The organism is Parendozoicomonas haliclonae, assembly GCF_900174585.1.
Classification (GTDB): Bacteria; Pseudomonadota; Gammaproteobacteria; order Pseudomonadales; family Endozoicomonadaceae; genus Sansalvadorimonas; species Sansalvadorimonas haliclonae.
In genome coordinates this window covers 57,608-79,933 of the sequence record NZ_FWPT01000014.1, presented here as the reverse complement: position 1 = coordinate 79,933, position 22,326 = coordinate 57,608, and the positions used below count along the sequence as shown (strand labels likewise).

The 22,326-nt window shown below is 50.6% G+C and carries 17 protein-coding genes; 16 read left to right on the top strand and 1 reads right to left on the bottom strand.

All coding sequences use genetic code 11. From position 1 onward, the window contains the following. The first annotated feature begins 2 nt into the window (after window positions 1–2). The 15 genes from tssM to EHSB41UT_RS22355 all read left to right on the top strand — a co-directional run bounded on the left by tssM (window position 3) and on the right by EHSB41UT_RS22355 (window position 18,509). Window positions 3–3,524 carry a type VI secretion system membrane subunit TssM gene (gene tssM, locus EHSB41UT_RS22425; RefSeq protein WP_087113102.1) on the top strand — a complete coding sequence of 1,174 codons (3,522 nt, stop codon included), beginning with the start codon at window positions 3–5 and terminating at the stop codon, window positions 3,522–3,524. An 11-nt stretch (window positions 3,525–3,535) separates the two neighbouring features. After that, entirely contained in the window at window positions 3,536–4,273 is a 738-nt protein-coding gene (tagF, locus tag EHSB41UT_RS22420) for a type VI secretion system-associated protein TagF (RefSeq protein WP_207626734.1), read from the top strand. 29 nt (window positions 4,274–4,302) lie between these two features. After that, window positions 4,303–5,601 (top strand): type VI secretion system protein TssA, encoded by a 1,299-nt coding sequence (gene tssA, locus EHSB41UT_RS22415; RefSeq protein ID WP_087113101.1) that lies wholly within the window; start codon window positions 4,303–4,305, stop codon window positions 5,599–5,601. 81 nt (window positions 5,602–5,682) lie between these two features. Then, window positions 5,683–6,201: a type VI secretion system contractile sheath small subunit gene (gene tssB, locus EHSB41UT_RS22410; protein WP_087113100.1), complete on the top strand. Its 519-nt coding sequence runs from the start codon at window positions 5,683–5,685 to the stop codon at window positions 6,199–6,201. Next, the gene (gene tssC, locus EHSB41UT_RS22405) at window positions 6,201–7,694 is read left to right on the top strand and encodes a type VI secretion system contractile sheath large subunit (protein WP_087113099.1); all 1,494 of its coding nucleotides are present in this window, start codon (window positions 6,201–6,203) and stop codon (window positions 7,692–7,694) included. Before tssB ends, tssC (EHSB41UT_RS22405) begins: the two co-directional genes overlap by 1 nt. A 90-nt stretch (window positions 7,695–7,784) precedes the next feature. Continuing rightward, window positions 7,785–9,293 (top strand): type VI secretion system contractile sheath large subunit, encoded by a 1,509-nt coding sequence (tssC, locus tag EHSB41UT_RS22400; RefSeq protein WP_242667397.1) that lies wholly within the window; start codon window positions 7,785–7,787, stop codon window positions 9,291–9,293. Window positions 9,294–9,325: 32 nt separating this feature from the next. Beyond that, window positions 9,326–9,832: a DUF6795 domain-containing protein gene (locus tag EHSB41UT_RS22395; protein WP_133060632.1), complete on the top strand. Its 507-nt coding sequence runs from the start codon at window positions 9,326–9,328 to the stop codon at window positions 9,830–9,832. A 72-nt stretch (window positions 9,833–9,904) separates the two neighbouring features. Beyond that, window positions 9,905–11,224, top strand: a complete 1,320-nt coding sequence (locus EHSB41UT_RS22390; RefSeq protein ID WP_087113096.1) for a hypothetical protein — start codon at window positions 9,905–9,907, stop codon at window positions 11,222–11,224. A gap of 28 nt (window positions 11,225–11,252) precedes the next feature. Continuing rightward, complete coding sequence (locus EHSB41UT_RS22385; RefSeq protein ID WP_087113095.1) at window positions 11,253–12,128, top strand: hypothetical protein; 876 nt, start codon at window positions 11,253–11,255, stop codon at window positions 12,126–12,128. 169 nt (window positions 12,129–12,297) lie between these two features. Further along, a complete protein-coding gene (locus tag EHSB41UT_RS22380) occupies window positions 12,298–13,449 on the top strand; it encodes a hypothetical protein (protein ID WP_087113094.1) in 1,152 nt (383 codons plus the stop codon). A gap of 10 nt (window positions 13,450–13,459) precedes the next feature. Then, window positions 13,460–14,284, top strand: a complete 825-nt coding sequence (locus tag EHSB41UT_RS22375) for a hypothetical protein (RefSeq protein WP_087113093.1) — start codon at window positions 13,460–13,462, stop codon at window positions 14,282–14,284. A 70-nt stretch (window positions 14,285–14,354) separates the two neighbouring features. Then, window positions 14,355–14,828, top strand: coding sequence for a type VI secretion system baseplate subunit TssE (gene tssE / locus EHSB41UT_RS22370; protein WP_087113092.1), 474 nt, complete (start codon window positions 14,355–14,357; stop codon window positions 14,826–14,828). A 29-nt stretch (window positions 14,829–14,857) separates the two neighbouring features. Then, window positions 14,858–16,690, top strand: a complete 1,833-nt coding sequence (tssF, locus tag EHSB41UT_RS22365) for a type VI secretion system baseplate subunit TssF (RefSeq protein WP_087113091.1) — start codon at window positions 14,858–14,860, stop codon at window positions 16,688–16,690. Next, complete coding sequence (gene tssG / locus EHSB41UT_RS22360; RefSeq protein WP_087113090.1) at window positions 16,687–17,793, top strand: type VI secretion system baseplate subunit TssG; 1,107 nt, start codon at window positions 16,687–16,689, stop codon at window positions 17,791–17,793. The genes tssF and tssG overlap by 4 nt, the downstream gene beginning before the upstream one ends. Window positions 17,794–17,855: 62 nt before the next feature. Next, a complete protein-coding gene (locus tag EHSB41UT_RS22355; protein ID WP_133060631.1) occupies window positions 17,856–18,509 on the top strand; it encodes a hypothetical protein in 654 nt (217 codons plus the stop codon). A 101-nt stretch (window positions 18,510–18,610) separates the two neighbouring features. Here EHSB41UT_RS22355 and EHSB41UT_RS22350 read toward each other — a convergent pair whose 3' ends face one another. Further along, a complete protein-coding gene (locus tag EHSB41UT_RS22350) occupies window positions 18,611–19,315 on the bottom strand; it encodes a hypothetical protein (protein WP_087113088.1) in 705 nt (234 codons plus the stop codon). Window positions 19,316–19,626: 311 nt separating this feature from the next. Between EHSB41UT_RS22350 and tssH the strand changes: the two genes are divergently transcribed. Beyond that, the gene (tssH, locus tag EHSB41UT_RS22345) at window positions 19,627–22,320 is read left to right on the top strand and encodes a type VI secretion system ATPase TssH (protein ID WP_087113087.1); all 2,694 of its coding nucleotides are present in this window, start codon (window positions 19,627–19,629) and stop codon (window positions 22,318–22,320) included. Window positions 22,321–22,326 lie beyond the last annotated feature (6 nt).

Sequence of the window (22,326 nt, the reverse complement as noted above, 5' to 3'; positions counted from 1 at the left end):
GTATGAAACGGGTGATCGCATTTCTGGGCAACCCCTGGGTGATCGGCATTATTGGTCTTTTGGCCTTAAGCATCGTTATCTGGTTTGGTGCTGACTATGTGCGTTTCGGGGAAGAGAACAGCACGCTGAGTTATGCCACCCGCGGCATTATTATTCTGGTTATGACGTTTACCTGGGTGATCTGGCGGCTGGTGGTGATGCTGCGGGAACGCAGCCAGAACAATGGGCTGGTGGAAGGTATTCAGGCGGCCAGCGCCGCTGAGAGTGGCGAACCGGAAGACGACCGTACCCGTGAAGAGATGGCGGCATTGTCTTCCCGTTTCAGTGATGCCATGGGCGTTATGAAAAAATCCCGGTTTAGTGTCTCCGGTCGAAACAAGTCTCTCTATCAATTGCCCTGGTACATCATTATTGGCCCGCCAGGCTCTGGTAAAACCACGGCGCTGGTGAATTCCGGTCTGGATTTTCCTTTGGCCAGCAGTCATGGCAAGGCCGCGCTCGGTGGTATTGGCGGAACCCGTCACTGTGACTGGTGGTTTACCAATGAAGCCGTGCTGATTGATACCTCAGGCCGTTACACGACTCAGGACAGTCATCGGGTCGTGGATAATGCCGCCTGGACCGGCTTTCTTGATCTGCTGAAAAAATACCGTCGTCGTCGCCCGATTAACGGGGCGATGGTAGCTATCAGCCTGCAGGATCTGATGCTGCAGACGGAAGAACAGCGTCATCAGCATGCCAAGGTGATTCGTGCCCGTTTGGATGAACTGCGTGAACGCCTCGGCGTAGAGTTTCCGGTCTATCTGATGTTTACCAAGACCGATCTGATTGCCGGCTTTAGTGAATTCTTTGCCAATCTTTCTCAGGCCGAGCGGGAACAGGTCTGGGGTATGACCTTCCAGCTGCCAGCTAATGCCATGGAGAAAGACGGTCGTGGTCGGGTTGACCTCAGTCGTTTTGATGGCGAGTTTAAAGAGCTGATTGAACGACTCAATGAGCGTGTTCTGCGTCTGGTTCATCAGGAGCGGGATATTGAGCGACGTTCCCTCCTGCAGGGCTTCCCGGCTCGGATGAGTAATTTGCAGGAGATTGTCTCCGACTTCCTCAAGCAGACCTTTACCGATAATCAGTACCATGCCAGCCCGCTGTTGCGGGGTGTTTATCTGACCAGCGGCACTCAGGAAGGGACGCCGATTGACCGGATGATGGCTTCGGTTTCTTCCAGCTTTGGTTTGCCGAGAGAGCTTGGCCGACAGCAGGTTAACAGTGGTAAGAGCTTCTTTATCAGCCGATTGCTGAAAGATGTGATCTTCCCGGAATCTGATCTGGTGGGTGTGAACCAGAAGTTTGAATCCGGTATCCGTTGGGCGCGACGGGCGACACTGGCTAGTTTGGCGCTGGTGACCCTTGGCACGCTGGGCGTCTGGGGGCTGAGTGTCGGCAAGAACAAACAACTGATGGGCGAAGTGAATGACAATGTCGCCCTCTTCAATGAACAAACGTCCCGCCCTAACAGCAAGGCCAAGCCGATTGAGCTGCTTCCGGCTATTAATGCTCTGAAGTCGGCCAGTACCGTTTATGATCGGGAAGAGCATCCCTGGCTGACCTCTTTGGGTCTTTATGATAGTGCTGTCGATCGAGCTGCCGATGCTCTGTACGACGAAAAGTTGATATCAGTCTTCCTGCCTTCGGTGCAACGGACCATAGAAGAACAGCTGCGTTTTGGCGCAGGCACTGATGGTGAAGTGATTGAACTGCTGCGGGTCTACCTGATGTTGCTGAAACCGGAACGTCGGGACCCTCAAGTCATTGTCAAATGGGCTGAGCTGCACTGGCAGGACACTCTCTCCGGTCAGGCCTCCCAGCAGCAACAGCTGAATACCCACCTTGAACGTCTACTGTCACAGGATGTAGTGGCGCAGGTGGGTGAACTGTCCGGTGATGAGCGACTGATCAGCCGTGCCCGTCAGCAGATTCGCAGTATTCCCGTGCCCCAGCGATTGTATGGCCAGCTCAAGAATGATCCCGAGCTGCGTGGTGAAGTGGATACTTACAGTGTGATTGGTGGGGATACCGAAAAGGTATTCGGTATTGCCTCTGATAACGCGACCTTTGTCACGCCGGCCATCTTTACCCGCGGTGCTTATGAGCGTGCCGACTTTAGTGCGGATTCACCTTTGCTCACGGATCTGGAACAGGATCGCTGGCTTTATGGTCAGACCGAAGGGGAAGACTTTACCGAAGCTGACCGTGAGAAGATCGCCGAGCAGATTCGCAAGATCTACCTCACTGAATACGGCCAGTACTGGAAAGGCTTTTTGGATCGTTTCCATATTAAGCCTTTCAACAGTCTGACCGAAGCCACAGCCAGCCTGAAGGTGATGGCGGACCCGGTTTATTCACCGCTGCAGGGTGTATTGACTGCCATCGCAGAAAACACGGAATTGACTCCAGAACTGGAAATCCCCGAAGGGGGCAGTGCCATTCCCGGCGCTGATGCCGCCAGTCAGTTGTTGGCCAAGACGCGTAAGCCCACTGTCGTGGATATGGAATTCAAGGATATCCAGGGGCTGCTGAAGACCCGCAACGTTCAATCGCCACAGCTGCAGGATACTCTGGCGGTGGTGCGTGAACTCCATGATTTTCTCAGCGAGATTGCCCATGCGCCGGATTCTGGCGAGCAGGCCTTTAAGGTTGCCCGCGCCCGCTTTCAGGGCGGCGGTAATGATGTGATCAAGCGTGTACGTATAAAAGCCGCACAATCTCCAGAACCGGTGAAGACCTGGTTGAATGAGATGGCCGATTCCAGCTGGAATCTGGTGCTGGGTGAGACCCGTCGTTATGTGAATAACGTCTGGAATGAAGAAGTCTACGCCGTCTATCAGCGCAGTCTGGCCGGTCGTTACCCATTAGCCACTGCTGAGAGTGAAGCGCCGCTGCAGGACTTTAACCGTTTCTTCCAGCCGGGTGGGGTTGAAGCTCAGTTCTTTGCTGATTATCTCAAGTCGTTTGTAAGTACCCGCACCTGGCGCACCAAGAAGCTGGATGGCCGTGGTCTTGCCATTTCCGGCAGTAGCCTCAAGCAGTTAAAACGGGCCACTCAGATACGACAGTCGTTCTATAAAGGTGGCAGTGATCTGCTGGTGGGCTTCGGGCTGCAACCGGCGAAGTTGGATTCCGATATACGCCTGTTCTCCCTGGAACTGGGCGATCAGCGACTGAGTTACTCCCACGGTCCGAAGGTATTGAAGAAATTTAACTGGGATTCAGCGGACAGCTCCCGTGCCCGGATTGTTTTTGAAGACCTGAATGAAACCGTAAACCGCAAACAGTTTGAAGGTGACTGGGCCTGGTTCCGGTTGTTGGATGCATCCAAGCTGGATGCCACCGGAGACCCCCGTGAGTACCAACTGACCTTTAACGAAAATGGTCGTGAGGCCCGCTTCCGGTTAATCGCTAACAGCAGTGTGAATCCTTTTAACCAGTCTTTGCTACGACAGTACAAACTGTCCTCACGGTTGTAGAGAGAAGCCGTATGGATGTTGGTTTGAGTCATACAGCGGAAGCCTTGTCTGTACCGGCCGCAAAACGGATCAGCGGCTTTTACGGCAAGCTGCCGGCCCATGGCGACTTTATTGATCGCGGCTTGCCGGTGGGCTTTATCAATGGCTGGGATCAGTGGTTGCAGCAGTCGGTCTCTGCCAGCCGTGAGCAATATGGCGAAAGCTGGCTGGATATTTACCTGACCAGCCCAATTTGGCGCTTTGCTTTGACCGCAGGCGTGATCGACAACCGGGCCTGGGCCGGGATTCTGGTGCCGAGCGTAGACAGGGTAGGGCGCTACTTTCCGATTACTATTGCCATGCCGCTCGCTGCGGATGAACGTCCCGCGACGTTTTTAGCGGAAAACGAAGATCTGTTCAGCCATTGGGAACAGGTTGCCCTGCAGGCGTTGCAGGAGAGTCTGGTGGCTGATGAGGTGGATGAACGACTGGTTCGTGCGGTTGAAGCACTCAAGCCGGCCAATGGTGTCGCTTTTAACCGGAACTCATTGATTCGGGGTGTGGCGCAGCCTGATGACCGGGGAAATGGCTGGGCACGGATGGTGGATGCCGGCCTCAGTCTTCACGATGACAGCTTTAGCCTGTGGCGGTGTGCCGGTTCAGCGAATATGCCGCCCATGATGTTATTTAAAAAAGGTCTGCCGGAGCCGCGCAGTTTTACCGCCATGTTGAGCGGACAGTGGCAGGCCTGTGACTGGGACGCCCCATAAAACAAGATTCACAAGGGATTGGAGGCCTTATGCCGTCAGCACAAATTATTGATGTCGAGAAGATTCTGGAGCCGATCTCGGATGACACGCCCCAGGGCAGTGATATCCGGGAAGATCGTTCCCCGACATCGGACTACTACATCGTCAAAGATGCCCGTAACGCTGCCCGCGCCACGGAGCGTACCGGCATGTTTGATGCGGATATCCGTGCCGAGGCACTGGCCCAGTGGAAGCCTGTTCTGGAAAAGGGCGAGCAGATTCTGGCCAACACCAGTAAGGATCTGGAGATTGCCGGCTGGATGATAGAAGCCGCTGTACGTCTGTATGGCTTTGCCGGTTTACGTGATGGCCTGACAGTGTTGCGTGGGCTGGTGGATAACTTCTGGGATGGCCTCTATCCGGAGCCGGATGAAGACGGGCTGGAAACAAAAGTTGCGCCGATCACTGGTCTCAATGGCGACGGGGCTGAAGGTACATTGCTTACGCCGATCCGCAACTGTCCGATCACCGCCGAAGGTAACAAAGGCGAGTACAGCTTCTTTGAATACCAGCAGATTTACGATGCCAGCAAGATCAGTGATGAAGAGAAGCGGGCAGAGCGTTATGAAACCCTGGGCAGCTCGCTGGAAGATGTACAACAGACAATTGCTACCACCGGTGATCAGTTCTACCTCGATCTGCTGGATGATCTGGAAATCTGCAACAGCGAATACAAAGCCCTGAATGATGCGCTCTATGAGCACTGTTCCCATGACGCGCCACCGAGCAGTCAGATTACTTCACTCCTGGATGAAGTGCTGCGCTCTGCCCGGTTCTTGTGTCAGGACATTGTTGCCAGAGCGGAAGCGCAGAGTGCTCAGGAAGATGCTGAGGAGTACACGACGGACAGCGACACCGAAGTATCAGGATTCGATACCGAACAATCTGTCACCCGCGCGGTGATTCAGGGAGGGGCAGGGATGATGGCCGGACCAATTGTTGACCGCGAGCAGGCGCTCAAACAGCTGGAAGAGGTGAGTAAATACTTCCGCACCTATGAACCCCATACCCCGATTGCAGATGGTATCGACCGTTTGGTGCGCTGGGGTCGTATGACGGTGGCCGAGCTTATGATGGAGCTGATGCCGGAAGAAACTGCCCGGGGCATTTTCAGCCAGCTGACCGGTGTGGCGATGGATGGTTCGTCCACCGCCCAATATATTCCGCCACCCACCGCCGTTGCAGCTGCCGCACCGGTCGAGAGTGGTTTTGAAGAGAGTGAAGAGCCAGCCAGTAATGATGGCTGGGGGCAACCGTCTGAACCGGCTTCCGAGGATGTGGGCTGGTAAAGCAAAAAGCAGTTCAGGAATTACAGGCAATAACAAAATCTCATTTTTGAGACTGATAAAAAACGACAGGGAGAGACAACAATGTCAGACAGCATTCATGACAAACTCAAGCGGGTGCGCAAGCCTCGCGTTCATATCACCTACGATGTGGAAACCAATGGCGCAGAAGTGGTTAAGGAGCTGCCATTCGTTGCCGGGGTGATGGGTGACTATTCCGGTGATAACACCGAAGGCAAGAAGTCCCTCAAAGAGCGCAAGTTTGTGCAGATTGACCGGGATAATTTCAACCAGGTGATGGGCAAGATCAACCCGAAGCTGGAAATGAAGGTTGAGAACACTCTGGCCGGTGATGACAGCGAAATGGCTGTGGATCTGGACTTCAACAGCATGGACGACTTCGAGCCGGAAAGCATCGTTGATCAGGTTCAGCCGCTGAAAGAGCTGCTGGCCGCCCGTAACAAACTGCGTGATCTGTTGAGCAAGGCCGACCGTTCCGAAGAACTGGAAGAGGTTCTGGAATCCATTCTGAAAAACACCGACCAGATCGCCAAGGTATCGGAAGATCTGGGCCTGAAGACTGATGGCGGGGAGGATGCCTGATGAGCACGGAAACTGAAAGCGCGGTAGAAGAAGGTGTTGTTACCACGGAAGTGTCCAGCAGTCTTCTGGATCAGGCCATTGGTGCGACCAAGCAGACTGAACCGGATGAAGCCAAAGACCTGCTGGAAAACCTGACCAAGCAGGCTCTGCAGGGCACAGTAAGCTGGGATCGTAACCTGACCAAAACCATCAACTCTGCCGTTGATGCCATTGATCGGGCGATCTCCAAGCAGCTGGCAGCTATTATGCATGCCGAGAAATTCCAGAAGCTGGAAGGCTCCTGGCGCGGCCTGAACCATATGGTGATGAACAGCGAAACCAGCACCAACCTGAAGATCCGCATGCTTAACCTGAGCAAGCGTGAACTGTTCAAGGATCTGGACAAGGCGGTCGAGTTTGACCAGAGCCAGATCTTCAAGAAGGTTTACGAGGAAGAGTTCGGTATTGCCGGTGGTGAGCCTTATGCCTGCATGATTGGTGACTATGAGTTCACCAGCCACCCGGAAGATATTGATCTGCTGAGCATGATGTCCAACGTATCGGCTGCTGGCTTCTGCCCATTTGTAGCGGCTGCCGGCCCTGAGATGTTTGGCTTTGATGATTTCACTGAGCTGTCCAAGCCCCGTGACCTGGCCAAGATCTTTGAATCCCAGGAGTACATCAAGTGGCGCAGCTTCCGTGACAGTGAAGACTCACGTTTTGTCTCGCTGGTGATGCCGAAGGCGCTGTCCCGTTTGCCTTACGGTGCCAACTCCAAGCCGGTGGAAGCCTTCAACTATGAAGAGTTCCCGCTGGATGAAAGCGGCATGGCCGTTGATGTTGCTCACGACAAGTACACCTGGATGAATGCCGCTTATGTGATGGGGACTACCCTGACCAAGTCGTTTGCCGAGAACGGCTGGTGCACTGCTATCCGTGGTGCCGAAGGTGGCGGTAAGGTGGAAGGTCTGCCGAGCCATATATTCAAGAGTGATGATGGTGACACCGACCAGAAGTGCCCGACCGAGATCGGTATTACCGACCGTCGTGAAGCTGAACTGAGTGGTCAGGGCTTCCTGCCTCTTTGTCACTACAAGAATACCGATTACTCCGTGTTCTTTGGTGCGCAGACTGCCCAGAAGCCAAAGACTTTCGATAACCCGGATGCGACTGCTAACGCCTCGATCTCCGCCCGTCTGCCATACATCATGGCAACTGCCCGTATCGCCCATTACCTGAAGGTGATGGCGCGGGACAAGATTGGTTCCTTTATGGAAGCCAAGGACGCGGAAATCTGGCTGAACAAGTGGATTGCCCAGTACACCAACGGTAACCCGGATGCCTCTGCCGAGATGAAAGCCCGCTACCCGCTGGCCGCTGCCCGTGTAGAAGTGAAGGAAAACCCGGGTGCTCCTGGTTCCTACAGTGCTGTCGCCTACCTGCGTCCGTGGCTGCAAATGGAAGAGCTGACCACCTCCCTGCGGATGGTGGCCAATATTCCATCACCAAGCTAAGCCACTGTTGTACGTTTCCCGCAGCCTGGTGGCTGCGGGAGGCTGTTATCTGAAAGAACACACTCAACAAACACTATAAAGGAAGCTGGTGTGCAGGATGATCTGATTGTGGGGCAGGAAGGCAGTACGCAGGTGGATGTTGTGTACAAAGCTGCTGCGCCTGCTGATCATGGCACGGCTTTACGACGCTTCCTTTATGAACCCGATGACAGCCGTGCACTGGAATACTGGTTTCAATCCTTAAGCCGGGGAGCGGTGGCTCATCAATCTGTCGATGATCTGAAAAACCACCTGAACGCCGAAATTTCTGCCATAGACCAGCAAATCAACGAACAGATCAACGCCATTCTTCATCATCCTCGCTTCCAAAAATTGGAAAGCAGCTGGCGCGGCCTGTGGAGTCTGGTTGATCTAGCCGGGCATTTCAGCATGACCCGGGTGCGGATGCTGGATATCAGCTGGCGTGAAGTGACCAAGGATATTGAGCGGGCTCCGGATGCAACCCAGAGTCGTCTTTTCCGGCTGATCTACAGTGAAGAGTTTGATATGGCCGGCGGCCAGCCCTTTGGTGCACTGCTGGGAGACTTTCAGGTCTCCCATCGCCCCTATCCGGGCCACCCTTACGACGATGTACATACATTGCAGGGATTGTCTCAGATCGCAGCCGCGTCTTTCGCGCCGTTCATCTGCAGCGCGGCACCACAGCTATTTGGACTGGATGATTTTTCCAGTCTTGGTCATCCATTGAATTATGAAGAGCTGTTTAACCAGAAAGAGTATCTGCGCTGGCGTTCCCTGCGTGAAAGTGAAGACAGCCGCTTTCTGGCGATTACCCTGCCAGGCTTCCTGATCCGTAAACCCTATCCGGAAAAGTCTCAATATGGCTTGAACTTTATTGAAGATACCTCCACACCCGATGGTAGTGACTACCTGTGGGGGAATGCCTGCTATGCCTTCGGCAGTATTTTGATTCGAGAGTTTGGCGAGGCAGGCTGGTTTGCCCATATCCGTGGAGTGCCTAGAGACTATTACGGAGGTGGGCTTGTTACTTCATGGTTGCCTCAGGATTACCCGACAGACAGCGCCGATACCGCCAACAAGATTCTCACGCCGGTTTTGATTACCGATACCGTCGAGCGGGATTTATCCGACCAGGGGTTAATGAGCTTGTGCCACTGTCACGATACACCCTTTGCCGCGTTTCATAGTTGTCCATCGTTGCATAAGGCCAAGAAGTTCAAAGATAAATCAGCCACTGCTAATGCCCGTATCAGTGCCATGCTGCAGCAGGTGCTGTCTGCTTCCCGTTTTGCCCATTACATCAAGGTGATGATTCGGGACAAGGTCGGCCAGTTTATTACCGCCAAGGACTGTGAGCGTTTTCTGCAGGAGTGGCTGAGTCAGTATGTTTCCGGGCGGGATGATCTCAAATGGGAGATGCTGGCCCGCTACCCGTTGCGGGAGGCAAGGGTGGAAGTGCGGGAGCAGCCCGGCTCGGCTGGTGCCTACTTCAGCACAATTTACTTAAGACCCCATTACAGCGCTGACCATTTGGTGTCGGAGCTGCGATTAACTACTGAGCTGGCAGGGATGAAGTAGTCAATATGGATAGGCTGAGGATGGGGCTTGTTATGCGATATATTGTTTTTCTAATCCTTGCTTTGTTTGCTGCGGGATGTGATACGAAAAATGGAGAAGCTGAGATGATACAGATGTTTTTGAATAAATCGGAAAAGAAAACATATGTTATAGCTTCTCCTATAGAAGGAGTTTTGCAAAAAGATGGTAAGCCTCTCAGTAATATCAAAATGATTCGTCGTCTTAGGTGGAATGGTAATGAGGGCGGAATTTTTCAAAAGGTTATAACTGATAGAAACGGAGCCTTTCAGTTTCCACTACATGAAGAAACTTTGACGATGACAAAGCTTGCCCAGTTTGTTGCAAAAGCTGACATAGAAATCGAATTCGAGGGTGAAAAGGTTGATCTCTGGTATAGCACCAAGTTTTTGGAAGGCTTATACGATGATACCGCAGGTCAATTTTTAAATGATTTAGTCTGTGATATTTCTAATAGCGAAGAACGTTATCGCAATGGGGCCTCAAAGCTCTCCACGCTATGCCGTTGGAATGACGATTAATAACTGAGCTGGCAGGGATGAAGTAGCTGGCTGTTTAAAGTAAACAGAAAATATGTTCTCAAGGAGTTTGAGATGAGTGTCGTTAATCAGAATCTGGTGCGTTTAACCTCTGGCGACCAGGGGCGAGTCTTGTATGCGACACCATTGGCAAAGGCAACCTTTGATGCATTGGAATCACGAGGGCAGTCAAATTATTGGGCAAATCTTATCGTTCGAGAAATTAAGCGTCTCAGGTGCAGTAAATTTTCAAGTGACTATGTATATATCTCCAGTGCTCGTAGTCAGGGTGATGAGTCATTCAAAATGAACCTGCCTGGATGCTGCGTAACAGTTCATCCTGTGAGCTATTACGGCTCAATGGATAATAGCTATGTTGTAACCGACATACAGGTAGATAGTGCATATGAGGAAGAGCGTAGGTCAAAGAAAACCCCACAGCTAATGAAAGCTGTGAAGCAGGATAGGCAGTGGAGAGCGAGGGAGAGTAAGCAAGGTAACCAGTTGGACGAAAAAAGCCATGCTAATGGGTGGGTGCTTGTCGGAATCAATGGGACAGGAAATGAAGCTGACACTGTTGCATCCGTTGTAGCAGATCATATTGATAATGTTAAACAAGTAGGTACAGGAAGGGTCGAGGAGATTGGCTATAACTTATTTTTTACCCCTTCGGGCGGTTTCTTTAAAGGTTGGCGAGCACTAAAGGCTGCAGTTAAGCCCGAGACTTCAACGACTAACCGAGAGTCGGCCATTCTACTTGCAGATGTTATGAAGAAAGCTGCAAGAGATGATGGAATAAAAGTCCGCTGGATCACTCAGAAAAATGGCTCTGCAATTCTGACGCAGGCAATGCGCATTCTCAGAGATCAAGGTGTTCGTCTCGGAGAAAAACATACTATGTTCCTGAGTAGTCCTACTTCCAGCTTAAATAGCGCATACAACCTTGGACAAAACTTAGGCATGACTTTTAAAGGTGATTATTACAATAGCAATCCAGCGAATATTGTTGAACAGGTTGGTTCGCAATGGGGTGGGGTTGGAGCAGGGCTGAATGCTTATCAGCGAGTTAGAAATGAAAATGATGGGTTCAAAGCTTCAGATGCATATGGTCAAGTGTCTGGGGCAATAGGTGGCACGAAAGGTCTGATGTCAACAGGGATTGCAACTGCGGGCGTTCTAGCATTTATGGGGACAGGCCCTGCTGGAATGATTGCAGCTATTGCAACTGCCGCCGGTAAGGCATCTTTAGCTACTGCAGCCACTCAGGTTGGTGGTGCAGTAATGGCTGCAGTGCCGACGGCAAAATTGGCGGTTAATAATTCATCTATTGCTAAGGGCTATCACCAAAATGCAGTGGGACATTTAAAAAATTTTGTCGACAGGAAGTTCGCATAATGTGCCCTTGGCTGATGGGGGTTAGCTGATGTTGTTTGAAATTTTGCCAATAAGAAAACACTTTGTTCCCAACCCTCCAGATTTTAATCGGTTGGCCAAAAGAGTGTCTATGGATGTTTCAGGGACTCTACTGGAGCTAAGTTTGCCTCAGCATAAGTCCGACACCACTAAAGAGCTGACAGCTGTCCGGCAGTCAGATATACATAATTTTTCACGGTATGAAGGGGACTCAGCGCAGGGCGATATTTATTTATCGCTATTAGCAAGGAGCTGGAAGCTCAATGGTCCTCTTTTTCACCAAAAAGCAGGGGAGCTATTTCTGTTTTGTGGGGTCCAGTATTTTGATGGTGGCAGTCAAGAACATTCACTTTTTCAGTACGAAGTTTTGGAAAATGTAGTTCTGGAACACGCCAAAAAGAGATATGGAACTGATGATGGCGATTTTTATCATGGGCAGCAAAGGAATTCTGCCCCGCACGACTGGAAAGTTGTACAGATAAATGATGAGCCGGCAATACAATACAATGTCCTGAGGGACTATGGCCGATATCGTTATCTTTCTACTGTGTACCCCATATCTCATAACCATTATCTTCGCTTTGAATTGAAAGATAACTCACAGTTGTTACGTGATAGAGGAGATGAGCCTGTTGTAGATTCTGGGCCTATAGATGATTTTTTTAGTCAGATAGTACAAAGCATCACCATAAAACTTTCTGATGTTGCCCAGGCTCAAAGAGAAGTTATTTCTAATCGCTATCCTGAGCAAAAATATACATCGAGTCGCGAGCCTGAAAAGTGGGCTACGGCTGCACAGGATGCTGAGTTTGCCGAACATTGCCAGTGGCAAGGCCAATTAAAAGGGCTTATGGAGGCCAGAGAGAATGGTACGTTTGAGAGGTAGATATTAGAGCTAAATAGCCTTGATCTATCAAAATGGAAAAGCTTACGGCTCCCCTGTTGGACAGATTGATTCAGCATGTTGCAGTGTATAGTGAGTCGGTACCTATGGAATTCAGAAGAATCTGGTTCCGTATATCATTAAAAATTAGAATTATTCAGGGACGGTAGTGATGTCATTGTTGAAGTCTCCCACCAAGGATTTTGGTACTTATATATTCTTTTCTCCTCATACGAAAGGTGAGAGTGGTCGTCGGGTCTTTATAGATCCGGGGTTGCTGAGTCGGTTTGTCGATGTCGTTGATCCAAGAACGCTTGAGGGTAAGCAGACCTGCAAGAGTATCTCAGAACTAAGAAATTCTGCGGCAGGTATTACCAGTGACTCGAATGTAAACCACCCAGCATTACACCAGCAGGTTTGTGGGGGCCTTATGGTTACATATTCACTCTTGCAAGATGGTCATGATAAAAGCCATGGAGGAGGTGTCTATATAACCAATTTACAAATGGCATTGGATGCGGGTAGAGGTGATCTGCCGGGTTTGTATGCCACACGCTTGATAGAAAGGAAGTGGTCTGCTGAAAAAAATAGCTCTAAAGCGATTAAACAGGTTGTTGGCGCTATCGGAGCTTCGTTGGATAAAAATAAAAATGCATACGAAGTAGCGTTAACAGCAAATGTATTTGGTGACTATTTTACTCGTAATATAAACGGTAAGGACTTGGGTAATGAATTTGCTCTTTACTACTCGCCGGGATTTGTTGTTGATGAGTTAGGCACATGGCGCACAGCTGAACAGAAAATCGCTCGTGATGGAGCCGGCCCTGAACAGCTGGCGGAGATATTACTTGAAACACAAAAACAATACTGGGCAGGTGTCGAGGAGCCAGAGCATCACTGGTATGTTTTTGAGGATGGGGCAAAGTTATTGTCCAGAGCGCTGTCCTTAATCCCCTCCCAGGGGAGATCGACTTTAAATTGCCATCGTTTTGAATTCCTAGACCCGAAGGCAAATGTAGGTGCGATCTTGAAGCGCTTGGATTCTTTAGGAGCGGCAACAGGGAAAGGGTCTAAGGCTTTAGGGATTACATCAGATCACCAGGCTTCTCAGCTACACCAAGTTATGTCGGGGGGCGATCTTGTTGATGGATTGCAGAAGCATAGATTGCCAGCCGCAGGCTGGGATAAAAAAATTACTCCCGGAAGCAAATTCCTAGTGGTTGCAGCTACAAAAATTCAGCAGGATTTAAAAGCTGGGGTATTAAAGGCTCCAACTTTTCAGGAACTTTATTCTCGGGTCGCTAGCAATCTTGGCAACTGGTAGTGAGGTAAGAATGTCTTCATTGGTTGAAAGGCATGAGAACTTAGGTTGGTGTTCCTTTAACGATGAGCCGATGCACTGTTATAAGCTTTCTCATCTCCAGATTACTTTCTATGGTGCACTGACCGAACCTAGTTATTTAATAGCTCCACGTCATATCCCTCATAAAGCCAGTCTCTATGAACGCTCTTATTATTATGATTGGAATAATAACTACCCCTATAAATTATATGATGGGTATCCTTTAGATCATCATATGGAAATGCCAGATGTTTCCTGGTCACACTTTGTCCCTGATGGCGCTCATGTTTCTATAGTCGGGGGGGCACGAGTAAATATCAGTCCAAGCTGGATCAATATCAATCATCTAAGCGACATTAGTGATTTAAGAGACCCAGAGCAACTGGCCTTATTTCGTCTAAGAGCTGCTGCAGATGGTGCTAAGGTATACAACGACAAAGAGGGTGCATTGTATCCAAAATGTCGTGATGATTTAGTGGTTCATCATCTAAAAAATCGGCTGTGGTATGAGGAAATTGCAGGTCACATCTCAGTTTCACCAAATTATCGATTTACGACGGCTCTAACCGAAGAGCATATTTTAACGGTTACCTTTCACCCCACCGGCCATTGGGAGCAAGGTACACTTCCTTCCCCAGAGTTACGCGAAAAAGTCTTTCGCTCCTTTTGGGCATTTATGGATGGCCTGTCCATTATTGAAGATCCCGCTTTGCAAACTGTTGAGCCAGGTGTTCATGGCTACAACTCATGCATTGATGGTGAAGCTGTCGAAGATTCCGGCTGGTTGGGGGAAGTGTCTGATGATTCTGCGTGGTAGTATGATTGAAAGACAGTACAACAATAAGCAATCAGTGATGCGCGGATAGGATTGCCGCAATGTATAAGCCATGTATAACAAGAACGAAAAAAAACTGATGGCTCCTGTGCTGGACCGTTTGCTCCAGCATGAAAGCTCCGTTCAGGCTAATCATCTTCAGCTTCGGCAGTTGCGGGAGAGTGTGCGCCGTGATCTGGAGCACCTGATGAATACCCGTTTCCGCTGCATCTCTCCTGCGGATGAGTTGCAGGAAGTGAAAAAGGGGATGCCGAACTATGGGCTGCCGGATCTCTCCACGATTAATCTGAATTCTTCGGAAGCGTTAAACCGTTTCTGTCGTCAGGTGGAAGAGACCATTCGTCACTATGAGCCTCGTATCAAATCGGTACGGGTGGAGAGTAAGAAAAGTCCTGATCCGGAAGATCCGACCATTCGTTTTCGGATGGAAGCCGTACTTCATGCCAACCCGGCTCAGGAGTTATTGATCTTTGATTCGGCGCTCGACCCGGTCACCCAGTCTGTGGATATCCTGGAAATGCGGTAAAGCCATGACGGCCACAAGGAAGAAGAATAATGAGTGAAAAACTGCTGCCGTTGTACGAGAAGGAGCTGGCGTTTATCCAGCAGTCTGCCGGTGAATTTGCCCGCAGGCATCCCTCTGTGGCCAGCTCCCTGCAACTGGATGCGGATACTGTGGGTGATCCTCTGGTCTCCCAGTTGTTATCTGGTTTTGCCTACCTGAATGCCCGTATCCAGCAGAAACTGGATGATGAGTTTCCGGAAATGACGGAAGCCATGCTGGAAACGCTTTATCCCCATTATCTGCGTCCAATCCCATCGATGACTGTGGTGCAGTTTGAGCCGGAAGAGTTGCTGGATGCTCCAGCCACAGTGCCTGCAGGCACTCTTTTGGATACAGAACAGGCGTCAGGTGCCGGTTGTCGTTTTACCACCCGCTATGATGCAACCGTTCCTGCCATCTCCGTTAAGAATGCCAATCTTATCCCTCGCCCGTTTGTGGCTCCCGGCTCCAATCAAATGACCGATGCCAATGCTGTGCTCAAACTGGAGTTTGGCACGCTGGCGGAAGAGGCGTTGATTGGTGAGGTGATGAGTGAGACGACACGCTTCTTTCTGCGAGGGCAGCCCCAACATGTCTACCCGCTTTATGATCTGTTGCTGACCAAATCCATCAAGTTGGTGGTGGCAGAAGGGGAGGATGATCCCCACCCGCTGTATCTGGATGCTGATTGTATTCGGGCGGTGGGCTTTGAAGAGGATGAGGGCATTATTCCTTACCCGGATAATGCCTTTCTCGGTTACCGGCTACTGACCGAGTTCTTTGTATTCCCGGAGAAGTTCCTGTTTATCGATATTGATGGGCTGGACAAGGCTTTGGCTGGCAAAGAGTCCCAGGGCTTTCATCTCTATATCTATCTTGAGGACAGCACCGAAGAGCTGGAACATCAGCTTTCGTCCAAGATGTTTGCCCTTGGTTGTACTCCGGCCGTCAATCTGTTCTCACAGCGCGCTGAGCCCATCAGTCTGGACCATACCCGTTATGAGTATCCGGTTATTGGCGATATTCGCCGCCGGGAAGAACTGGAAGTGTGGTCTGTTGAGAAGGTCACCAGCAGTGACAGCTCTGGCAAGGTGCGGGAATTTACCCCGTTCTATAGCTATCAGCATCAGCTGGCAGAAGCCGGGCAAACGGCATTCTGGCTCACCCGCCGCCGTGAGGTGGTAGAGGGCGAGCACTATAACGAGCAGGCCAGCGAGGTGGATATCCGGCTGGTGGATCTGGAGTTTAACCCCTATATCAGCAGCCATAGTGTTTTGCATCTGGATACCCTTTGCACCAACCGCAATCGCCCTAAGAAACTGCCTACAGGTGGAGGTCAGCCGCACTTTGGCATTGTGGATGGCGACGCGCCAGCTGAGCGTATCAGCTGCATTGTTCCGCCGACAGCGGTTGTGCGTGCTCCCCTGAAAGACGGCGCCTACTGGCGGTTGATCTCGCATTTGAATCTGAACTTCTTGTCTCTCAGTCGTGGTACCGATTCCTGCGAAGCCTTTAAGGAAATTTTACGACTCTACAATTTTAAGGATTCGGCCAGTACCCGTAATCTGATTGAATCTCTGCGCAGTATGGATACCCGAACCATTACCGCCCCCATTCCTATCGACAATACGGTTGTGCTTTGTCGGGGTACTGAGGTGGAACTGGAGCTGGATTCGATGATGCTGACCGGTACCAGCCCGTTGTTGTTCAGTTCAGTGATCGAACGTTTCCTGGGTGTTTACTGCAGTATTAATTCTTTTGTGCGTCTGATTGTGACCATGAGTGGTAAGGATGGCGAGTTCAAGCGCTGGCCGCCGCGGGCGGGTGAAAAGGCACTGCTGTGAATAAAAAGAACACGGTAGCGGAAAAGCTGCGCACCAGGCCTCATCAGTTTGATTTCTTCCAGGCTGTTCGCTTGCTTGAGGCCATCAGCCAGACCGAGAAAGCGAAAGACGAGAAATTTGCCGACCAGCCCGTGGCTGAACTGGCACCTCCCCATAAAGAGCTGGTACGGTTTCTGGCTTCCCAGAGCTTGTCGTTCTCGGCCTCAGATATTGCCCGCTTGAAAATCAAGGAGCAGGAGGACAATCCCGATCCGGACAGCCGCCATCAATGGCAGATGGAAGTCACTTTTATGGGGCTTACCGGGAGTCAGGGGGTTTTGCCCCAGACTATGAGCGAGACGGTTCTTAAAGAGTTAAAAGACAAGAACCGTGCGCTGCGGGACTTTTTCGATATCTTCCACCATCGCACCATCTCGCTGTTTTATCGAGCCTGGCAGAAGTATCAGTTGCCGGTGCACTTCGAGCGGCAAAAGAGAAAAGAGACGGAAGCCCTTGAGCCAGATAGTGAGAATGATATTTACAGTCTGGCCATGAAGTCCCTGATTGGGCTGGGAACTGATAATGTGCAGCACCGTATGCCGTTGCGGGATGATGTGGCTGCCGGAATGGGCGGGTTACTGGGGCGCAATGTACGTTCCGCCAGTGCTTTGAAAAGTGCGATCCTGCATCACTTTGGGTTAAAGGCTGATATCGAACAGTTTATTGGCGAGTGGTATCAGATACCGGAAGACCTTCGCACTCAACTCCCCGGGAGAGTGAATCGAGATAAAGGTGTCAATAATATTCTTGGTCAGAATGCGGTGCTGGGTCAGCAGAGTTGGCAGATTCAAAGCCGGTTCCGGGTGGTGCTGGAGCCAATGAGTTATCAGCGTTATATGAGCTTTCTGCCCGGCAGTCGCCGTCTGGAATCCTTACGTTCTCTGGTGCAGCTGGTAGCGGGTACTGAGCTGGATTTTGAGATTCATGTTCGAGTGGAAGAGAAGGAACTGCCGCCGCTACAGCTTGATCAAAGGCCGGATTATTATCCGATGTTGGGATTCAATAGTCGCTTGGGCAATACACAAAGCTTACAAAAGCTGATAAATATTGCAGTTGAGGGATGAGTTTTATCTGAGTCGACAAGCAGTATGTATGACTAATCAGCTTATTTGTGGGAGATGCGCCTGTGCCAAAAATTACAATAGTTCCAGACGACAGCGACTTAAAACCACTTGAAGTCCGTACAAAGTGGCAAACCATTGGGGATGCCAATGCGACGTTGATATCCAAACGCAGAATGGCTGAAGAGTTTGGAAAGCCAGCGCCAGTCGGAGAGTTGAAAGAGAATCCGGTACCATGGGTAAAATCAGGGAACCTTTATTTATCCCTGTTTGAAACCGGCGATAATTCATGGAAACCCATCATTATCAATCTTGCCAATACTCAGAACAGAAAGCTCTTTACTGTGCTGACGGGACGCCACGGCAGTAATATGCATTTTACCAAGCCGGATGGTCAATTTACCCAAGTGAAGGATATCAGCCACCTGCGTCAGGATTTACAAAAGAAATCCCAGGTGATGGAGCAGGTGCCATCGGATGTGGATATTATGATCCTCGATGTCACCGATCCTGATTTTAACTCCGAGCGTCGTTTACGAAGCTGTATCCGTCAGCATATTCAATCTGGCAGAACAGTTATCCTGGCATGGTGCTTCTCGATTTATGCCATGAAGGGCGTTCCCGAAAACTCGACTATGGATGTTATCAATAAAAAATATCCTGGGCTGATTGACCAGCCAGTTCGTAAAATTATGCGTGATGATTGGAGTCCGGTATGAGCCTCTACAAGTAGGCTTGTGTAGTCAAATTATTTAATCGCTAGGGCTTCTTCACCGGTTTTTAAGTCGTAGTCATGAATCTACACTCTTTTCGTGTAGATTCATGTTGATTTCATTTTTTCTGCCAAGAGTTGTGCAGCAACTAGCGAGGTTTGGCCTCGTATTACAAGTGCTTCCTCTTCACTGTAAAGTTCGGCCGTGATGTCGAATACAAAGTCGCAGTGGCATGTGACCAGGTGTTCAGCAAGTACATGTGCATAGAATGTACGATTTACACCTTTAGTTCCTTTTGCTTTTTTGTACCCGGCTTTCAGAACTCCATAGCCTACGTTGAAAACATTTGCAGCGCCCAGCGTGGAAGCTACAGTAACTTTTTTAAACTGCTTTGCCCTTTTTTTGCGGATGATATATGGAAGGATGGTTTCTTCAATATACTTATGTTCGTCACTGTAGGCTTGCTCACACGATGCGGTTTGCCCTTTATGATCTCTGAGAATTTTTTCTAGATTTTTTATATGCTCTGCTGTTTTATACGCAGATCTGGCAGCGGTTCCTGCAGTGATGGCAGCTAGTGCTACTGAGGCGGGTATTCCACCAGTTGCTATAGCAGGTCCTCCGAGCAGCCCAATTAGAGTGGCACCTGATCGCATCCCACCAACACCAGAGTTACCGTACTTTAAAACTTTCTTTAATCGGTGATGGCGCTTTGAGTGCAGCATGGAAACTTCTTGTTTTAATTCCTCCTTACTCTTTATCGCGCCGTGAATACTGGGGAGGCAGATGAATTTATGTTCTGCTTTAGCCATGTGTTCTCACTCATTAATTGGACTGTGATGCTATGTATAGTGTCTGACTCGATCATATTTATTGGTGTTTTGGGGATCTACATACTTTGTAAGTCTATTGTTAACAAATTGTTTTATCGTAAATGATGTTGGCTCTTGCTGTGCGATCAACCTGATATATTCCTTACTCTTGTAATTTAATATTTATGATTTTTGTTTTTTGATTTCTATAAGTATGAATTTGAGGGTGGTATGCTTTGACCAAACAGTGAAGTTAGTTTTCTCATCTGTGCTGATGATAAATCAAAGAACAGGGAACAGGCCCCAGAATAATGATAAGCCTCAATTTAAAGGCACTGGTTGACAGAATGTCGCCTGTGCTGCGCGATTCTCTGGAAGGTGCCGCCGGTCTTTGTCTGGCACATAATCAATATAATGTTGAACTTGAGCACTGGCTGCTAAAGCTTCTGGATCGAAGTGATACTGACTTCTATAGCCTGCTCGAACTCCATGAAATCAACCCTTCAACGCTTGCCAAGCAGCTGGCTGAGGCTATTGCCAAATTTAAAAGCGGCAGCAGTCGTCCGGCTGCTCTTTCTCCCGCTATTGTTGAAGCTTCCAAAAATGCCTGGATGCTGGCCTCAGTAGACTGTGGTCATGGTCAGATGACCTCCGGTCATCTTATCGCGGCGGTGATGCTGGAAGATCAGTCCCGTCATCAGTTACTGGAAACCTGTTCGGTGCTGCGTGATCTGGCGCCGGAGTCCCTGCGGGAAACGGCCCGTGCCCGGGTGGGGACTACGGCAGAATCCGCTACAACATCGGCTGTGGGGTCTGGTTCCGATGAATCCTCAGCTCCTGCCAAGGCGACCAAAACCCCTTCTCTGGATAAATACACCGTCAATCTAACGGAGCGCGCTGCCAATGGTGAGATTGATCCGGTGCTGGGGCGTGATGAAGAGATACGGCAGTGTATCGATATCCTGCTGCGTCGCCGCCAGAACAACCCGATTCTTACCGGTGAGGCAGGTGTGGGTAAAACGGCAGTGGTCGAAGGCTTTGCCCTGCGCATTGCCGGTGATGATGTACCTGATCCATTAAAAGGTGTCGTGGTCCGTACGCTGGATCTTGGTCTTCTTCAGGCCGGTGCCAGTGTGAAGGGTGAGTTTGAAAACCGGCTCAAGTCGGTGATTGAAGAGGTGAAAGCTTCACCGGTGCCCATCATTATGTTTATTGATGAGGCTCACACCCTGATCGGTGCGGGAGGCAAGGAAGGGCAGGGCGATGCCGCCAACCTGCTCAAGCCAGCTCTGGCCCGGGGTGAGATGCGTACCATTGCTGCCACGACCTGGGCGGAATACAAAAAATACTTTGAGCGTGATCCTGCACTGACTCGCCGGTTTCAGGTGGTAAAGGTTGAAGAGCCGGATGAAGAGAAGGCCATCAATATGATGCGTGGTATCTCGGCCTCCCTTCAGGGGCACCATAATGTGCGCATTCTGGATGAGGCGATCGAAGCATCAGTCAAACTGTCCCACCGTTATATTCCCGGGCGTCAGCTGCCGGATAAATCTGTGAGCCTGCTGGATACCGCCTGTGCCCGTGTCGCCCTGAGCCTGTCCGCCACGCCTGGTGCGATTGAAGATACTCGTCGTCGTATACAAACCGCTGAAACAACGCTGGCCATGTTGGAACGTGAGCATGCTGCCGATTCGGCCCACAGTGAGCGGCTGGTGGCTCTGAATGAAGAGAAGTCCGCTGCAGAAGAGCTGCTGGAGTCCTTGCAGGCCCAGTGGCAGAAAGAGCAGGAACTGATTGGCCAGATTCGTGAGATTCGCAACACCATTGATGCCAGCTTCCTGAAAGAGAGCGAGGCGGAAGAGCAGGCGAAGGACAAGGTGGAAGATCAGTCCGAGCTGCCGTTTAACGAACAGTTGCCGGAGCTGCGTGAGCAACTGCAAAGCTTGACCCGTGAGCTTCAGGATATTCAGGGTGAGCAGCCGCTGATGCAGGCCTGTGTCGATCAGCAGGCGGTCGCTGAAGTGGTGGCCAACTGGACCGGTATTCCGGTCGGCAAAATGGTGAGTGACGAGATCAACGCCATTCGTGCGCTGGCAGACCGGATGAAAACCCGGGTGATTGGTCAGGATCACGCTATGGAAGCGGTAGCTCAGGCGATCCAGACTTCCCGTGCGGGTCTGACTGACCCTCGCAAGCCGGTGGGTGTATTCCTGTTTGTCGGCACCAGTGGTGTGGGTAAAACAGAAACAGCCCTGACACTGGCGGATGAACTCTATGGCGGTGAGCAGAACCTGACCGTGATTAATATGTCTGAGTTCAAGGAAGAGCATAAGGTCTCCATGCTGCTGGGCTCGCCTCCCGGTTATGTCGGTTACGGGGAAGGTGGGGTGCTGACAGAAGCAGCCCGTCGTAAGCCTCACTCCATTATCCTTCTCGATGAGATGGAGAAGGCTCATCCTGGTGTGCAGGATATCTTCTACAGTCTGTTCGACAAGGGCACCATCAAGGATGGTGAAGGCCGGGATATCGACTTCAAGAACTGCGTCATCATCATGACCTCCAATGCCGGGGAAGATGCTATTCGCGCGATTATGGGCCAGGTGGAAGAGAAGCCTGAGCCAGAAGTGCTGCTGGATAATATCCGTCCACAGTTGCTTAAGCACTTCAAACCGGCGTTCCTGGGGCGTACCAACCTGATCTCCTATTATCCTCTGGATGATGAAAACCTGATGAAGATCTGTGCCATCAATATGCGCCGGATCGAGAAGCGGGTGAAAGAGCATTATGGCGCCAGCTTCAGCTACGACGACGATGTACTGCTGCATATTGTTGCCCGCTGCCAGGAGTCCGATACCGGTGCCCGGAATATTGAAAATATCCTGACCCGCAGTCTGCTGCCTGAGCTGGCCGGTGTCTGCCTGGCCCGGATGGCGGACGATCTGCCGATCAGCAAGGTGCATATCTCGGCCTCTGAGGATGGTGCCTTTGCCTATCAGCTGGACTGATCAGCA

Coding starts and splice junctions, on each gene's coding strand:
- tssM (WP_087113102.1), top strand. CDS start 3: ATGAAACGGGTGATCGCATTTCTGGGCAACCCCTGGGTGATCGGCATT.
- tagF (WP_207626734.1), top strand. CDS start 3,536: ATGGATGTTGGTTTGAGTCATACAGCGGAAGCCTTGTCTGTACCGGCC.
- tssA (WP_087113101.1), top strand. CDS start 4,303: ATGCCGTCAGCACAAATTATTGATGTCGAGAAGATTCTGGAGCCGATC.
- tssB (WP_087113100.1), top strand. CDS start 5,683: ATGTCAGACAGCATTCATGACAAACTCAAGCGGGTGCGCAAGCCTCGC.
- tssC (WP_087113099.1), top strand. CDS start 6,201: ATGAGCACGGAAACTGAAAGCGCGGTAGAAGAAGGTGTTGTTACCACG.
- EHSB41UT_RS22395 (WP_133060632.1), top strand. CDS start 9,326: ATGCGATATATTGTTTTTCTAATCCTTGCTTTGTTTGCTGCGGGATGT.
- EHSB41UT_RS22390 (WP_087113096.1), top strand. CDS start 9,905: ATGAGTGTCGTTAATCAGAATCTGGTGCGTTTAACCTCTGGCGACCAG.
- EHSB41UT_RS22385 (WP_087113095.1), top strand. CDS start 11,253: ATGTTGTTTGAAATTTTGCCAATAAGAAAACACTTTGTTCCCAACCCT.
- EHSB41UT_RS22380 (WP_087113094.1), top strand. CDS start 12,298: ATGTCATTGTTGAAGTCTCCCACCAAGGATTTTGGTACTTATATATTC.
- EHSB41UT_RS22375 (WP_087113093.1), top strand. CDS start 13,460: ATGTCTTCATTGGTTGAAAGGCATGAGAACTTAGGTTGGTGTTCCTTT.
- tssE (WP_087113092.1), top strand. CDS start 14,355: ATGTATAACAAGAACGAAAAAAAACTGATGGCTCCTGTGCTGGACCGT.
- tssF (WP_087113091.1), top strand. CDS start 14,858: ATGAGTGAAAAACTGCTGCCGTTGTACGAGAAGGAGCTGGCGTTTATC.
- EHSB41UT_RS22350 (WP_087113088.1), bottom strand. CDS start 19,315: ATGGCTAAAGCAGAACATAAATTCATCTGCCTCCCCAGTATTCACGGC.
- tssH (WP_087113087.1), top strand. CDS start 19,627: ATGATAAGCCTCAATTTAAAGGCACTGGTTGACAGAATGTCGCCTGTG.